The following is a 14,297-nucleotide window of genomic DNA, read 5'->3' as shown; positions in this document are numbered from 1 at the left end:
GCAGAGCCAGCAGGGCACATCCGAACATTCCTATGCGCCGGGTCCGCCTGGGAATCCGCGGAATCATGAGTGGTAATCGCCTTCCGAAGGGTCACGGCCAGCGATGATGCGCCCCTGATTTCGCAAGCTCTCACTCCCCCTGTCCCAGTAGCCGCCGTGCCCTTCGGTGTCCACGTCGAAGACATGGCCGCCGAATTCCTCCTCCATCGGGTCTTCGCCCAAGGTCAGTCCCGACGTGTGGTTGGAGACGAAGTCGTCTTTGGCACCCCCTGCCCACACGTGGTCGGGGTCGATGTTCAAGTCCTTGGCATGGTCCACGGTCATTCCTGGGCTTCCGACCACGACGATGCCGTCGGCGTCCAAGCCGCCACCGTGGGAGGCGCCGGAACCCACCACCGTTGAGCCGTAGCTGTGCCCGAGCACCGTCATGTGCGCACGATCGCCCTCATGGGTCTGGCGCAGGCCGTGGGTGAAGCTGCGGAGGTCGCCGCCGGCGGGGTCAGCGCGCCCCGTGGAGAACATGCTGTTGTCGGTCTCCGGAGCGTCGTACCCAAGCCAGGAGATGACGGCAGTGTTCTTGGCTCCGTTGTCGACGGCGGACTGCTGAAGCCTGTCCACGCGGTCGATCTGCTCATCGACGTTCGACAAGTCGTTGTCGGTACCGGGAACCTGAATGGCAACGTTGCTGGCGGTTTCCGGATTCCCTTTCGAGACAACGGCCCGTCCGTCGTGTTTCGTGTCGATCCCGAGGACGTAGAGCCGCTTGCTGTCGTCGCCGGTGCCGTCAGCCTTGTCGAGAGCGTCTTGCATCTTGCGGAGCCCGTCGTAGTTCCGCTGGTCGTGGATTCCCAGCTCGCCCCTCTGCTGTCTCGTGTCGTACTCCGCGAGTTGGCGGTCCACAACTTTGCGGTTCGCCTCGTCACGGTCGGCGCAGGGAATCCCGTCGAGCCAGCCGATCTTCTCCGGGTAGGCGTCGAGGTATGCCTGCCGTTGCGGGTCCGTCAGACCCGCCCACCACGCGGCGTTCTCCTTCGGGTCCTTCTTCGACGGAATGGAATCCTCACTGAGGTGGGCGAACTCGGCTGCCTTGCGGGCGCCTTCTTCCGCTTTCGAGGCTCCGTAGTCCTTGTTGAGGTTGAAGGCGTCGATCTGCTGCAGGAGCTGCATCCCTTCCCAGGACGCGGTACTCGCCTCGTCGATGGCGGCCTGGATGTCGTTCTTGTGTCCCTCCAGCGTGGCGACGCGCAGGCTGTGCTCTGCCTGCGCGTCGGCATCGGCGTTGGCCGTGGGACAAGGCCTGCTGTCCGAGACGTTCCCGTGGTCATCGACGACGTACCCGTCGAGTTCCGCCGTCCGCACGTATCGGCGCAAGTCGTCCTGAGCCGCCTTCATCTCGGTGTGGACGGTGTTCAAGACGGTGGCGATGGAAGAGACGTCCGACTGTCCGGTCCCGAGCTGTGACTCGCTGGCCTCCATCTGCAGGAAGGCGTAACTGGCGTCCGTCCCTTGCCATTCGCTGGCATGCAGAGGGCCGGTCAGCTTGCGCCGGTGATGAACCTGCGCCTCCTCCAGTGCCTTGGCCAACTTCTGCCAGGACTTGGCGGCGGCTTCCAGATCGGAGAAGTCTTGCTTGAGGAGTTCCTTGTAGTTCTCCGGCACTGCTTACCGCGCCTGAAAGGATTGAGCGGTGAGTTCTTCGTTGTACTCGTGACCGTCGGCGGTGCGTCGGAGCCTGGACGCTGCACTCTTGGGGTCACCGCCGCCAATCCGCTTGCTCAGCTCGTCCAGTGCCATGCCCCAGTCGTGAGCGACTCGCTCCATGTCCGGGCCTATGGGCCAGGACTTCAGCGCCGTACCGGCCGCTTCGATGTCGCGTCGAGCCGTCGCTACGGGCTGCTGTAAGTCCTGACTGATGGCATCGGCGGCGCTTGCCGCCGCTCTCAACTCCTCGGGTGTAACCGAGATTGCGGCATTGGGCATAGCCCTGCATTCCCCCTGTTGATCGAACTTGCTGGCGAAATAATCACATGACCGCGACGATGGAGTTGACAGCTGTCCGCATCACGGCGGGTCCCGGCTGGAAATCGCCTTCGGCTGGCATCCGCCGAACCTCCGCCAGCCGAGCGGTCGTGTTCCGGGTGATCAGCTTCACCCCTCTGGGCAGCGAGGGAGATGTGCGGCACCGACGCGCGACCGCGCCTCGTCCGCCCCCGCCCGAGCCCCGCACCCGGTGCTCCTGACCGCTCTCGGGACGCTTGAGGCAGGGCGACCGGGCAACTGCGCTCAGATGTAGCGAACTTGATACGCCGGGCAAGGATCGCTACGGCGTCGGGGAGGGAAGGAAACCCCCAGCAACAGTCACCCACTTGCGCAATTAAGAAAGTTTGAGGCGAAGAGATGGCTGACAGGGTCAGCGGCGTCGTCCGTTGGTACAACCAGGCACGAGGCGTGGGATACATCGACGGGGACGACGGCCGCGAAATCAGGGTGGACGGCAGGGCCATCGAGGACGGAACCTTCGTCGTCGAAGGGTTGCGGGTGACCTACGTTCCCGCGGAGGACGCCGACGGCTGGCACGCGGAGCACGTGAACATCGTCAAGCACTCGCCGGGAGCCCCCGACCACGCGTGAAGGACCGCGAGCACGCACGAGGGCAGGCCGTCCTTCGCTTCCTGCCTCGGGCATGGAGTGCGCGTCCGGGGCGCTCGTGCTCAGCGTGGCCGGGCTGCCGCTGTGCGGGGCGCGGCCACCGCCCGCATGAGGGAGAGGGTGAACGGGTGCCGCGGCGCGGTCAGGATCCGGTCCGCCGGGCCCTGTTCGACGAGTTCGCCCGCGTCCAGCACGGCGATGTGGTGGGCCCGGCGCGCGGTGTCCAGGTCGTGGGTGATGAGGACCAGGGACAGGTCGCCGCGGTCGCGGACCAGTCCGGAGAGGAGGTCGAGGAGGCTGCGGCGGGCGACCGTGTCCAGGCCCGAGGTGACCTCGTCGCAGACCAGGACCCGGGGGCGGGCGAGCAGGGCACGGGCGAGGGCCGCGCGTTGGAGTTCGCCGCCGGAGAGCCGGGCGGGCCGGCGGTGCGCCGCGTCGGGTGGCAGGCCGAGTCGTGTGAGGGTGGTCCGGGCCTCCTCGCGGGCCGTCGTGGGATCGGTGCCGCGCAGGCGTACCGCGGTGCGGGCGATCTGGTCGAGGACGGGGCGGTGCTCGTCGAAGGCCGCCCGGGCGTCTTGGAACACGTACTGCACGGCGGCCAGTTGGGCCCGGCTGCGGTGCCGGACGCTGTGCGGCAGCGGGATGCCGTCGAGCAGGAGCTCGCCGTCGTGGTCGCGGTGCAGGCCGGCCAGGCAGCGGGCGAGGGTGGTCTTGCCGCTGCCGGAGCGGCCGATGAGGGCCAGTGCCGTACCGGGGTGCAGGGTGAGTTGCCCAACGTCCAGCACGGTGGTGCGGCGGGCGCCGTCGCCGTGGCGGGCGGTGAGGCCGCGGACGCGCAGGACGGGCTGACCGGCGGTGTGGGGGATCGCGGGCCGCGGGGGCGCTGCTGGGGCGTGGAGCAGGCTGCGGGTCCACTCGTGGCGTGGGTTGCGCCACAGCCTGGCGGGCGGGCCCGACTCGACCACCCGGCCGGCGCGCAGGACAAGGGCGTCGTCGGCGAGCGCGCGGACGACGTCGAGGTCGTGGCTGAGCAGGACGACCGCGATGCCGCGGGCCGCCACGGCCGCCAGCTGGTCGACGATGCGGCGCTTGGTCAGCGCGTCCTGGCCTGTGGTGGGTTCGTCCGCGACGATGACGCGGGCGCCGAGCAGGAGTGCCTGGGCGAGTACGACGCGTTGTTGCTGGCCACCGGAGAGCTGGTGCGGGTAGCGGCCCAACAGGGCTTCGCCGTCGGTGAGTTGGGCGTCGGCCAGGGCACGCAGGACCAGGGCCCGGGCTGCCGCACGGCGGTCGGCCCGGGGCAGTTCGCGGACGTGGCGGCGCGCGAGGTCGTTGAGGAGCGCGGAGCTGCGGCGTGCGGGGTTGAGGACGGCTGCCGGGTGTTGTGGCACGTAGCCGGCCAAGTCTCCCTCGGTCAGGCGGACCTCGCCGGTGACCCGGGAGCCGGGCGGGTACGTGCCGAGGAGGGCGAGGCCGGTGGTGGTCTTGCCGCTGCCCGAGGCGCCGACCAGTGCGGTCACCCTGCCCGGCACGGCCCGCAGGCTGACCCCGTCGACGATTGCCCGGCCGTCGATTTCGACGCGCAGGTCGCGGATCTCCGCCACGTCGGCGGACGCGGGGGCGCCGGCCGGGGCGGTGGTGTCGGCTCCGGGTGGGTTGGGTCGGCCGAGCGGGCCGAGTGGGCCGAGTGGGCCTGGGGTGGTGATCTGGTCGTTCACGGGCGTTCATCTCTCTTTCCCCGGCGCCCGCCGGGCTCGTGCAGTGCGGCGTCGAAGAGCAGGTTGCTGCCCGTGGTCAGGGCGACGATGAGCAGTGCCGGCAGCACCACGGCCCAGGGCTGGACGAACAATCCGGTGCGGTTACGGTCGACCATGACCGCCCAGTCCGCTGCGTCCGGTGCGACCCCCACGCCGAGGAACGCGGCCGTGGCGACCAGATACAGCACGCCGGTGAGCCGGGTGCCGGCGTCGGCGGCCAGTGTGCGCACCATCGAGCGGCCGACGTAGCCGACGGCCGTGTACCACCAGCTCTCCCCCTGGAGGCGCAGCGCCTCGACGGCGGGGCGCGCGGCGGCCTGTGCGGCAGCGGCGCGCACGATGCGGGCCGCGTCCGGGACGTTGACCAGCGCGACGAGCAGGGCGAGCCCGGCGGCACCGGGTGTGAACGCGGACGCCACCAGCAGGATCAGCAGCAGCGACGGCACCGCCAACAGCACGTCCAGCGGCCGCATCAGCGTCTCCTCCAGCCACCGGCGGTGGGTGAGGGCGCCGGCGAGTCCGACGGGCAGCGCCACGAGGTAGGCGAGGGCGGTCGCCGCGAGGGCGGTCACGACCACGGGGCGACCGCCGTGCAGGACCTGTTGCCAGACGTCGCGGCCCACGAAGTCGGTGCCGGCCCAGTGGCCGTCGCCGAGGGTGAAGGACGCGGTCCGCGGGCTCGGGTCGCCTGCGATCAGCGGTCCCAGGGCGGCGAGGAGGAGCGGTGCGGCGATGACGGTGAGTCCGAGCGCGTAGCGGCGGGCGTCGCGGCGCCGTGGTGGCCAGCTCACGCTGTCACCCCCGCCCGGGGCGTGAGGCGGTGGGCGAGCAGGTCGGCGCCGAGGTTGAGGACGACGGTCAGCACGCCGAACACCACGGCGAGGCCCTGCACCACGGGCACATCGCGTTCGGCGACGGCGTTGAGCAGGACCGTACCGAGTCCGGGGATCACGAAGAGTGCCTCCACGACGATGACGCCGCACAGCAACCAGTCGATGGTTCGGGCGAGTTGCTGGACGGCGGGGGCGAGGGCGTTGGGCAGGGCGTGCAGATAGCGGACGCGGGCGCCGGGCACGCCGTAGCGGCGGGCGTGGGCCGCGTAGGGCGAGGCGAGCGCGTCGATCATGCTGGCGCGCACCAGGCGGGTCAGGGAGCAGACGGGCCGGGAGAGCAGGACCATGACCGGCAGGACCAGTGCGGCCGGTTGGGCGAGCAGGTCGGCGCCGGAGCCGACGGCGGTGGGCGGCAGCCAGCCCAGTCGCAACGCGAAGACGAGGACCAACAGCACCCCGAGGGCGAACTCCGGGACGGCGTACACCGCGAGCGTCACGGAGCTGATCAGCCGGTCGACGAGCCGGCCTTCGTGGCGGGCCGCCAGCACCCCGAGGCCGAGGCCGGTCGGCACCAGCAGGACGAGGGTGAGCCCGGCCAACAGCAGGGTCGGCCCGAAGCCGTCGGTGAGGTACTGGCCGACCGGCCGGCCGGAGGTCAGGGAGGTGCCGAAGTCACCGTGCAGCAGGCTCACCGCCCAGTCGGCCAGTCTCTCGTGGGCGGGCCGGTCGAGGTGCAGGGTCTGGCGGATCGCCTTGATGCGGGCCGGGTCGGGTTGGTCGCCGGCGAGGGCGACGGCGGCGTCGCCCGGCAGTGCGTCGGTGAGCGCGAAGACCAGCAGCAGCACGGCCGTCGTCTGCCCGGCGCCGAGCAGCAGCCGCCGGGTGACGAAGGAACGCAGACCGCTCACGCCAGCCACACCTTGTCGAAGCGGGCCCAGTCCAACGTGTTGGCGGGCGCCTGGCGGTCGACTCCCCGCACCCGACGTGCCGTTCCGATGATCCAGTCCGCGAAGCCCCAGACCAGGAAGCCGCCTTCGGCGTACAGGCGGCGCTGCATGCGCCCGAAGAGCGCGGCGCGGTCCTGCTTGGCGCGGGTGGACTGGGCCTGCTGGTAGAGGGCGTCGAAGTCCTCGTGCTGCCATCGGGTGGCGTTGGTGGTGGAGGCGCTGAGGAGGCGTTGGGAGAGGTGGGCCTCGATGGGCATGGCGCCGGACCGGTAGCAGCACAGGGTGCCGTTGTTGAGGACGTCGCTCCAGTAGGAGTCCTTGCTGCCCATCTTGACGTCGAGGGTGACGCCCGCCTTCGCGGCCTGGTCGCGGAAGATGCTCGCCGCCTCGGTGAAACCGGCGGCGACGGCCGAGGTGTCGAGGGTGACCGTGAGCTTCTCGGCACCGGCCTGCTTCAGCAGGGCGCGGGCCCGGTCGAGGTCCGGTGCACGCTGGGGGAGGTCGGTGGCGTAGTACTCGTAGCCCTTGCCGAACAGGTCGTTGCCGACGACGCCGGCCCCGGACAGTGCCCCGTCGACGAGTTCCGTGCGGTCCGCGATCAGGAAGAAGGCCTCGCGCACCCGCCTGTCGTCGAAGGGGGGCCGGTCGGTCTTCATGCAGAACGCCTGCATGGCGCTGTTGCGGAGCCGGACGATGTCGATCCGTCCCTGGCCCTCGTGGGCGCGGGCGGTGGTGGGGTCGAGTTCGTGTGCGTACTCGACCTGCCCGCCGAGCAGGGCGTTGACGCGCGCCGACTCCTCGCCCGCCACCAGGAACTCGATCTCGTCGAGGTGCGGGGCGCCGTCCCAGTATCCGTCGTGGCGGCGGAAGACCGCCGAGCGGCCGGGTGCGAAGGAGACGAAGCGGAACGGGCCGGAGCCCACCGGGTGGTGGTCGAATTCGGTGGCGTGCCGAGGAACGACGTAGGCCCCGAACGCGGCCAGCACGTTGGGGAATTCGGCGGTCGGCCGCTTCAGGACGAACTCGATGCCCCGGTCGCCGGTGGCGCGGCTCGCGGCGAGGTCGATGGGCTCCAACGACGCCTTGGCGCGGAACGTCCGGCGCGGGTCGGCGATCCGTCGGTAGCTGTACAGCACGTCGTCGGCGGTGACGGGCCTGCCGTCGTGGAAGGTGGCCTTGCGCAGGGTGACCCGCCAGCGGTCCAGGGTCGGGTTCGGCTCCCATTTCGCGGCGAGGCGGGGCTGTGCGGACAGGTCGGCGCCGTAGTCGGCCAGCTTGTCGAAGAGTGCCTTGGCGCGGGCGACGTCGGCGAAGAGGTTGGCCTTGTGCGGGTCGAGGGTCTCGCTGGCGCCGCCGCCGGAGAACGCGGCGCGCAGTCGCCCGCCGCGCTTGGGGGTGCCGCCGGGGTCGTCAGCTCCCCCCGCGTCGCCGGTTCCGCCGCAGCCGGTGAGGGCGAACGCACCGAGCGAGGCGGCGCCGGTGGCGGCGAGGAAGCCACGGCGGCGCAGCCCCGGCAGGGGGCGCGCGTCGGGCTGGGGCAGGCGGTGGGTGGGATCGTCAGGCATGCGGAGGTACCTCGCCGATTCGTCGTCAGGAAGGTGAGGGTGTTGGGGTGTTGGGGTTTTCAGGGGTGCCGGGAGCGGTTTCAGAGGTGACTGGAGAGTTGGGGATGTCTGGGGAGTCAGGAGCGCCTGGGGGGGAGGTGGGGCTGCCTGGGGAGTCAGCGGTGCGTGGTTGGCCCGGTCAGGCGGGCGATCACGTGCAGCCGGTCGGCGTCGGTCGACCCGCCGGGCTGTCGGCCCTCGTGCCAGGGCGGCTCGGTGCGCGGGCCGGGCCCGTCGTGGAGTTCCAGGACGGTGAAGCCGTGGGCGGTCAGGAGGTGGCGCAGTTCCTGCGGGAGCAGCAGTCGCCACGCGCTGCGTTGTTCGACGTCCGGCGTTCCGTCGTCGGTGGTCCAGAGCCGGGTGCGGCGCAGGAGTTGGGCGGTGCGGTCCACGGTGAGGGTGGTGGTGGAGCGGTGGACGGTGCCCTGCCAGGTGAACTCGTTGGTGGTGGGGTGGTCGAGCAGCGCGGTACGGCCCAGGAAGTAGGCGCCGTTGCGCATCTCCGCCACCAGGAGGCCGCCCGGGGCGAGCGTGCGGCGGCAGGAGGACAGCAGGGCGTCGAGCTGGGCGTTGGTGTGGCAGTACAGCAAGGCACTGTCCAGACAGACGACGGCGTCGAAGGCGCCTCGGCCCAGGTCGAATCCGCGCAGGTCGGCGCGGACGTAGGTCGGCCCCGGGTGGTGGGTGCGGGCGTGGGCGAGCATCGGCTCGGCCAGGTCGGCGCCGGTCACGGTGCGGCCGGTGGCGTGCAGGTGGGCGGCGTCGCGGCCGGTACCGCAGCCCAGGTCCAGGACGCGTGGGCCCGCGCGGTGTCGTCTCAGGCAGTCCTCCGTCCAACGCCCGGCCAGTCGGTCGGGGTCGGGGAACCGGGCCTCGTAGAGCGCGGGGTTGTCGGTGAGCAGGTTGCCGGGTGTCATGTGGTGGTGCTCCTCGCTCCGACGGCGGGTGGGGACGGTTCCGCGGCGGTCGCCGCGGGCAGCACTCCGCGCCGGTGCAGTCCGACGACCGCGCCCGCCGAGGCCAGGCCGAAGAGTGTGCAGCACACCCAGGGCAGCCAGTCGGTGCCGGTCCGCGAGCCGGTGTCCATGGCCCAGCCGACGACGGTGTTGCCGACCGCGGCGGCGATGCCCGAGACGACGTAGAAGACGCCGAAGTAGGTGCCTGTCAGCTCCGGTCGGCCGAAGCCCGGGATCAGCTCCAGCACGAACGGCTGGGCGACCATGACGCCGAGGTAGAGCAGCAGGGCGCCGATCAGCACGGGCACGACGGCGAGCGGGCCGTGGGATGCCGGGCCGGCGACGGTGGCCGGCGGCAGGAACGCCAGTCCCATCAGGGCGAGCCCGGCCGCGATCCACAGCGCCCGGTGGCCGCGGGACTTGAGGGTGGTGGTGAGCGGGAGTTGCAGGGTGAGGTTGGCGAGGGTGCCGACGAGGAAGACGATGCCCGCCGCGCCGTCCCAGCCGGTGGCGTGCCGTGCTCCGTCGGGCAGCAGCAGGTAGAGCTGGTTCTGCAGGGTGAACATGCCGACCATGGCGAAGGCGAACGCCAGGAAGGCCCGGTTGCCGAGGACCTCGCGCCAGTCGGCGAGGACCCCGCGCTCGCTCGGCGTCACCTTGCGCGCGGGCAGTACCAGTGCCTGCGCCACGGTCAGCACCGCGAAGATCCCGGCCGCGGTGAGTGCGGAGGTGCGGAAGTCGACGAGCAGCAGCGCGCTGCCCAGCAGGGGGCCGATCAGTGCGCCGGTGGTGGCGAACACGTTGAACAGGGCGAACGCCTCGGCCTTGCGCTCCCCCGCCTCCTGGGCGACGTAGGCGCGCACGGCCGGGTTGAACAGGGCGCCGGCGAGCCCGCTGAGCACGGAGGCGGCGAGCAGCACGGGTAGTCCGTCGCCGAGGGCGAACAGCGCGAACCCGACCGTGCGCAGGGCGCAGCCGGCGATGATGACGCCTCGTGCGCCAAGCCGGTCGGCGGCGGAACCGCCGATGATGAACAGTCCCTGCTGGCTGAGGTTGCGGACGCCGAGGACGATGCCGACGACCGCGGCCGACATTCCGAGGTGGTCGCCGAGGTGGGTGGCGAGGTAGGGGATGAGGAGGTAGAAGCCGGTGTTGACACCGAGTTGGTTGACCAGCAGGAGCCGCACGGCCGCGGGGAAGCGCCGCATCTCACGCAAGGTCTTCATGCGGCACCTCCTCGACGCCCAGTCCGGGCAGGTCACGGGCGCCGACGAAGCCGTCGGCGCCGCCGATGCCGGTCCACGGGTCGCGGGCGAGCAGCAGGTGTCCGTCGAGGTCGACCCAGCGGGCGCGGTCGGCCAGGTGGACGGCGGGGGCGAGGCCGAGGCTGCTGGCGGTCAGGCAGCCGAGCATCAGGGCGGTGCCGCTGCCGGCGAGCGATGCGGCGATGCGCAGTGCTGCGTGCACGCCGCCGCACTTGGCCAGCTTGACGTTGACGCCGTGCACGCGGCCGGCGAGCCGGCGGGCGTCCGCCAGGCTGACGGCGTCCTCGTCGGCGATGACGGGCAGCGGTGAGCGGTCGGCGAGGCGGCCCAGTGCCTCCGGGTCGCCGGGGGCGAGGGGTTGTTCGACGGCCTCCACGCCGAGGTCTGCGAACCTGGGCAGCAGGGCCGCGGCCTGCGCGGGGCTCCAGGCACCGTTCGGGTCGAGGAGCAGCCTGGCCCGGGGCGCGGCGTCGCGGATGGCGCCGACCCGGGCCACGTCGTCCTCGGGGTCGTCGGCGCCCGCCTTCACCTTGATCAGCTCGAAGCCGTGCGCGGCGAGGCGGCGTGCCTCGGCCGCGGCGTGCTGTGGCGCGGTGATGCCGATGGTGCGGGCCGTGGCGACCACGGGTGCCTGGGGGGCACCGAGCAGCCGGTGCACCGGGGCGCCCGCGCGTCGTCCCACGAGATCCAGGAGCGCCGACTCGACGGCGGCGGTCACCGCGGGCGGGGTGCCTGGCCCGGCCAACTCGCCTTTCTGTACGGCTTGCAGGGCGCTCTCCGGGTCGGCGAAGCGCCGCAGTTCGACGGCTGCCAGGAGGCGCATCAGGGTCTGGGTGTCCAGACCGTAGTACACGCTGGTGACGGCCTCGCCGTGGCCGTGCAGTCCTTCGTGTTCGACGGTCAGCCACACGGCGTCGCGGGCGGTCATGCGGGAGCGGGAGATGCGGAGCGGTACGGCGAGTTCGAGCCGTCGGCTGCGCAGACTGGCCTTCATGGGTTCTCTTCCGGGGAGTACGTGGGAAGGGGGGCGGCCTGTAGGGGGTCGGTGACGCGGGCGCACCGGACCCAGCCCACGGCCTCGGTGGCGTAGGGGTGCGCGATCTCGACGGGCCGGGTGGCCGCAGTGGCCGGGTCGAGGCCGTGCGCGGCGGTGAAGTCGTCGTCGTAGACGGTGTCGAGGTAGCGGTGCGGGCCGTCGGGGAAGACGGTGGCGACGGCCGCCCCGGGATGGACGCGGGCTGCCCAGGCGGCGACGCGGGCGGCCGCTCCGGTGCTCCAGCCGCCGCTGACGAAGGAGTGCCTGGCGAGTTGGCGGCAGCTGTCGACGGCCTCTGCGGGACCGATCCAGTGCACCTCGTCGAAGGCGTCGTAGGCGACGTTGCGCGGGTGGATGCTGCTGCCCAGTCCGCGCATCACGCGTGGCCGGGCGGGCTGGCCGAAGATCGTGGAGCCGGTGGCGTCGACGCCGATCAGTCGCAGCGCGGGCCAGCGTCGGCGCAGGGGGCCGATGATGCCGGCGCTGTGGCCGCCGGTGCCGACGCTGCACACGAGGACGTCCAGGTGGTCGATCTGGCCGGCGAGTTCGGCGGCGAGCGAGGCGTATCCGGCCGTGTTGTCGGGGTTGTTGTACTGGTCCGGCCAGTAGGCGTCGGGAAGTTCGGCGAGCAGCTCGTGCAGCCGGGCCAGGCGGGCGGCCTGCCAACCTCCCTGGGCCGCGGGACGGTCGACGATCTCCAGACGGACCCCGTGGGTGCGCAGTAACTTCCGCATGGAAGGCTCCAGTTCACGGTCCCCGACCAGCACGACGGGATGGCCGAGCGCCTGGCCCGCGAAGGCGAGTCCGATACCGAGGGTGCCCGAGGTCGACTCCACCACCGGGGCGCCGGGCAGCAGTTCGCCGCGTTCGCGGGCGCCGAGCAGCATCGACACTGCGGCCCGCGCCTTCATGCCGCCGGCGGCGAGTCCTTCCAACTTGGCCCAGAACCCGGGCTGCGGGCCGGGCAGGTCCGCGGTGATCCGCACCAGGGGGGTGCGCCCCAGCAGGGCGAGCAGCTCCCGGCGGTCGCGGGCGGCGGGGCGTACGACGGTCGTGGGCATCAGGCGCCTCCCGCACACGGCTCGCCGTAGCGGTGGACGACGCCGGGCCCGCCGTCGAGCCAGAAGAACGGGTAGGGCTCGGCGCACACCGCACGCACGCCGTGGCCGAGGAAGCGCGGCAGGACGGCGCTGCCGGTCTGGGCGAACATCACCAACTGCTTGCCGTGCAGGGCCGCATGGCGCCGCAGCGGCTCGAAGGTCCCGTTCCCCAACGTCATGCCGGACACCAGCAGCGCGGCACAGCCCTGCGCCGCGGCGAGCGCGTCGGTGACGACCGGCTCGCCCCACTCCGTCTCTCCGCCCTTGAGGTCGCACGCCACGTAGCGCAGCCCTCGCCAACTCAACGCTTCGAGAAGCGAGTTGACGACACCCACCACCAGTACGACGGCCCCCGCTGGCAGGTCGAGCAGCTCGACGACGGCCGCCGCCCGGGCCCGGGACTTCTCCATCGACGACCCGGCAGGCAACGCAACGGGGCGTGCGCCGTGCCGCGGGACGTGCGGGGCGATGTGCATCAGGTAGGCGTCGAGGGCAGCCACCCGCACCGGCCGCAGCCGGTGGCCCAACAGTGCGGCGACGTCCGCTCCGACGCAGTCGTCGAGCGCGTCGTCGGGCAGCGTCCCGGGCTCCACCGCGCAGGACCCGACGGCCTCGGCCAGGCGCAGGCTGAGCACTTCGTTGCGGTAGCCGGTGCCGCGGCCGTCGTGCCGGACGGCCTGCTGGGTGCGGAAGGCGACGGCGATGCGCAGGGTGCCCGGATCGGGGCCCAGGGTGCCGGCCCGCACCCGCTCCACCAGGCCGTCGTACGTCAGGTCCGCCGCCGCGCCCGCCACCGCGCCGGCGATCATATGATCACCAGTCCTGCGTGCAGCTCGGTCAGCAGGGCCGCCACGCGGTCGCGGGAGCCCAGCCCGTCGACGTCGCCCACCATGACGTGTCCCAGGTACTCGTTGTTGCTGCCGGCCGCCCTGACCACCCTGCCAGGCTCGGCGAGCTGCACCTCCAACACATCTGACCTGTCGCGGAGTTGGCGCCCGTCCAGGGCATCGAGGGTGCCCGTTGACTGGGGCACGAGGAAGCCGACGGCGGCGCTGCGCAGCCCGGTCGGGGTGCGCCGCAGGTCGGGTGCGCGGCCCAGCGCGACGTCGACGAAGGCCGCGGCGAGGTCGATCCCCGTCACGTGGCGGACCAGCTCGGTGATGCGGTTGCCTGCGGGTCGGGGGTTGACCTCGACGACGCGCGGTCCGGTGGACGTCAGCTTGATCTCGGTGTGCGCCACGACGCCGTCGGTCAGGCCGAGCGCCTTGAGGGCACTCAGTGCGGTCCGCTCCGCGGCCTCGGTGTCGGCGGGCGACAGTGCGGCGGGGAACATGTGGCCGGTCTCGACGAAGGCCGGTGCCGCACCGACGCTCTTGTCGGTCACCCCGACGACCTGCACCGCCCCCGCGAACGACACCGTCTCCACACTCACCTCGGGGCCGTCCAACAGCTCTTCGAGCAGCACGGCCGGCACCCGCCGTTGCCCCCGGGCGTTGACCGGGAAATCTTCCAACGCCTTTACCGCAGCTGCGAGTTGATGCTCATCCTCCACGCGACGCACGTACATGCCTGCGCACAGGTCGACCGGCTTGACGACCAGCGGATAGCCGATCTCGCGGGCGGCTCGGGCGAGGTCGGCCCGTTCTTCATGGACGGCGAAGCGTGGGCCGGGCACCCCGGCGTCGGCGAGGACGCGACGGGCGACGTCCTTGCGGCAGGCACTCTCGACCGGCTCCGACCCCGGGCCGGGCAGTCCGAGCCGTCCGGCGATCCGCGCCACCGTCGGCAGGTAGTAGTCACACGACGAGAGCACCCCGTCGAACTCCCACACCGCGTGCAGCCGCTCGACGTGCGACAGCAACGCCTCGGTGTCGTTGGTGTCCGCGGTGATCACGTTGCGGGCGCCGAGCAGCGGATGGGCCGCCCCCTCCGGCGCGGAGCGCAGGTAGTGGTGCAGGTCGCGCGTGAGGAACGTGAACTCGTGCCCGCCCTCCCGGATGGCCCGTGGCAGCAGCCTGCCCATCGACCCGACCCAGCTCTCGACCACCAGCAGATGACCCACAACTCCCCTTTTCGTCCGGCGCACTTCAGCTCTCAAGGCAGCACGGCGCACCCCTGGAGGGAGGGCGCCGGCTTTACTCCGCACACGT

13 protein-coding genes are annotated in these 14,297 nt (G+C 71.9%); 1 reads left to right on the top strand and 12 read right to left on the bottom strand.

What is annotated here, in order from left to right; all coding sequences use genetic code 11:
- Positions 1–63 precede the first annotated feature (63 nt).
- Both ABD385_RS25010 and ABD385_RS25005 read right to left on the bottom strand, forming a co-directional pair.
- Positions 64–1,659: an alpha/beta hydrolase gene (locus ABD385_RS25010; protein ID WP_344580011.1), complete on the bottom strand. Its 1,596-nt coding sequence runs from the start codon at positions 1,657–1,659 to the stop codon at positions 64–66.
- Positions 1,660–1,662: 3 nt separating this feature from the next.
- Entirely contained in the window at positions 1,663–1,980 is a 318-nt protein-coding gene (locus ABD385_RS25005) for a hypothetical protein (RefSeq protein WP_344580008.1), read from the bottom strand.
- 417 nt (positions 1,981–2,397) lie between these two features.
- On the opposite strand from ABD385_RS25005, the gene ABD385_RS25000 reads away from it, so the two are divergent.
- A complete protein-coding gene (locus ABD385_RS25000; RefSeq protein WP_344580007.1) occupies positions 2,398–2,631 on the top strand; it encodes a S1 domain-containing protein in 234 nt (77 codons plus the stop codon).
- A gap of 80 nt (positions 2,632–2,711) precedes the next feature.
- Here the strand turns inward: ABD385_RS25000 and ABD385_RS24995 are convergent, their stop codons facing one another.
- From ABD385_RS24995 to ABD385_RS24950, 10 genes are all read right to left on the bottom strand, one after another.
- Positions 2,712–4,253 (bottom strand): ABC transporter ATP-binding protein, encoded by a 1,542-nt coding sequence (locus ABD385_RS24995; protein WP_344580156.1) that lies wholly within the window; start codon positions 4,251–4,253, stop codon positions 2,712–2,714.
- A gap of 110 nt (positions 4,254–4,363) precedes the next feature.
- Positions 4,364–5,197 carry an ABC transporter permease subunit gene (locus ABD385_RS24990; RefSeq protein ID WP_344580006.1) on the bottom strand — a complete coding sequence of 278 codons (834 nt, stop codon included), beginning with the start codon at positions 5,195–5,197 and terminating at the stop codon, positions 4,364–4,366.
- Positions 5,194–6,147 carry an ABC transporter permease gene (locus ABD385_RS24985; RefSeq protein ID WP_344580005.1) on the bottom strand — a complete coding sequence of 318 codons (954 nt, stop codon included), beginning with the start codon at positions 6,145–6,147 and terminating at the stop codon, positions 5,194–5,196. Before ABD385_RS24985 ends, ABD385_RS24990 begins: the two co-directional genes overlap by 4 nt.
- Positions 6,144–7,751: an ABC transporter substrate-binding protein gene (locus ABD385_RS24980; RefSeq protein ID WP_344580004.1), complete on the bottom strand. Its 1,608-nt coding sequence runs from the start codon at positions 7,749–7,751 to the stop codon at positions 6,144–6,146. Before ABD385_RS24980 ends, ABD385_RS24985 begins: the two co-directional genes overlap by 4 nt.
- A 155-nt stretch (positions 7,752–7,906) precedes the next feature.
- Positions 7,907–8,707, bottom strand: a complete 801-nt coding sequence (locus ABD385_RS24975) for a class I SAM-dependent methyltransferase (protein ID WP_344580002.1) — start codon at positions 8,705–8,707, stop codon at positions 7,907–7,909.
- On the bottom strand, positions 8,704–9,972 hold the full coding sequence (locus ABD385_RS24970) for an MFS transporter (RefSeq protein ID WP_344580000.1): 1,269 nt from the start codon (positions 9,970–9,972) through the stop codon (positions 8,704–8,706). Before ABD385_RS24970 ends, ABD385_RS24975 begins: the two co-directional genes overlap by 4 nt.
- Positions 9,956–11,005: a dipeptide epimerase gene (locus tag ABD385_RS24965; protein ID WP_344579999.1), complete on the bottom strand. Its 1,050-nt coding sequence runs from the start codon at positions 11,003–11,005 to the stop codon at positions 9,956–9,958. The genes ABD385_RS24970 and ABD385_RS24965 overlap by 17 nt, the downstream gene beginning before the upstream one ends.
- Entirely contained in the window at positions 11,002–12,108 is a 1,107-nt protein-coding gene (locus ABD385_RS24960; RefSeq protein ID WP_344579997.1) for a PLP-dependent cysteine synthase family protein, read from the bottom strand. The genes ABD385_RS24965 and ABD385_RS24960 overlap by 4 nt, the downstream gene beginning before the upstream one ends.
- Positions 12,108–12,956 carry a hypothetical protein gene (locus tag ABD385_RS24955; RefSeq protein ID WP_344579996.1) on the bottom strand — a complete coding sequence of 283 codons (849 nt, stop codon included), beginning with the start codon at positions 12,954–12,956 and terminating at the stop codon, positions 12,108–12,110. Before ABD385_RS24955 ends, ABD385_RS24960 begins: the two co-directional genes overlap by 1 nt.
- Positions 12,953–14,209 (bottom strand): ATP-grasp domain-containing protein, encoded by a 1,257-nt coding sequence (locus tag ABD385_RS24950; RefSeq protein WP_344579994.1) that lies wholly within the window; start codon positions 14,207–14,209, stop codon positions 12,953–12,955. The genes ABD385_RS24955 and ABD385_RS24950 overlap by 4 nt, the downstream gene beginning before the upstream one ends.
- Between the last annotated feature and the right edge of the window lie 88 nt (positions 14,210–14,297).

It is taken from the genome of Streptomyces lunalinharesii (assembly GCF_039532155.1).
Lineage (GTDB): Bacteria > Actinomycetota > Actinomycetes > Streptomycetales > Streptomycetaceae > Streptomyces > Streptomyces lunalinharesii.
This window is presented reverse-complemented; position numbering and strand designations above follow the sequence as displayed.

Excerpts from the sequence above, each read along its gene's own strand:
- ABD385_RS24960 (WP_344579997.1), bottom strand. The coding sequence starts at position 12,108 with ATGCCCACGACCGTCGTACGCCCCGCCGCCCGCGACCGCCGGGAGCTG.
- ABD385_RS24965 (WP_344579999.1), bottom strand. The coding sequence starts at position 11,005 with ATGAAGGCCAGTCTGCGCAGCCGACGGCTCGAACTCGCCGTACCGCTC.
- ABD385_RS25000 (WP_344580007.1), top strand. The coding sequence starts at position 2,398 with ATGGCTGACAGGGTCAGCGGCGTCGTCCGTTGGTACAACCAGGCACGA.
- ABD385_RS24975 (WP_344580002.1), bottom strand. The coding sequence starts at position 8,707 with ATGACACCCGGCAACCTGCTCACCGACAACCCCGCGCTCTACGAGGCC.
- ABD385_RS25005 (WP_344580008.1), bottom strand. The coding sequence starts at position 1,980 with ATGCCCAATGCCGCAATCTCGGTTACACCCGAGGAGTTGAGAGCGGCG.
- ABD385_RS24955 (WP_344579996.1), bottom strand. The coding sequence starts at position 12,956 with ATGATCGCCGGCGCGGTGGCGGGCGCGGCGGCGGACCTGACGTACGAC.
- ABD385_RS24980 (WP_344580004.1), bottom strand. The coding sequence starts at position 7,751 with ATGCCTGACGATCCCACCCACCGCCTGCCCCAGCCCGACGCGCGCCCC.
- ABD385_RS24970 (WP_344580000.1), bottom strand. The coding sequence starts at position 9,972 with ATGAAGACCTTGCGTGAGATGCGGCGCTTCCCCGCGGCCGTGCGGCTC.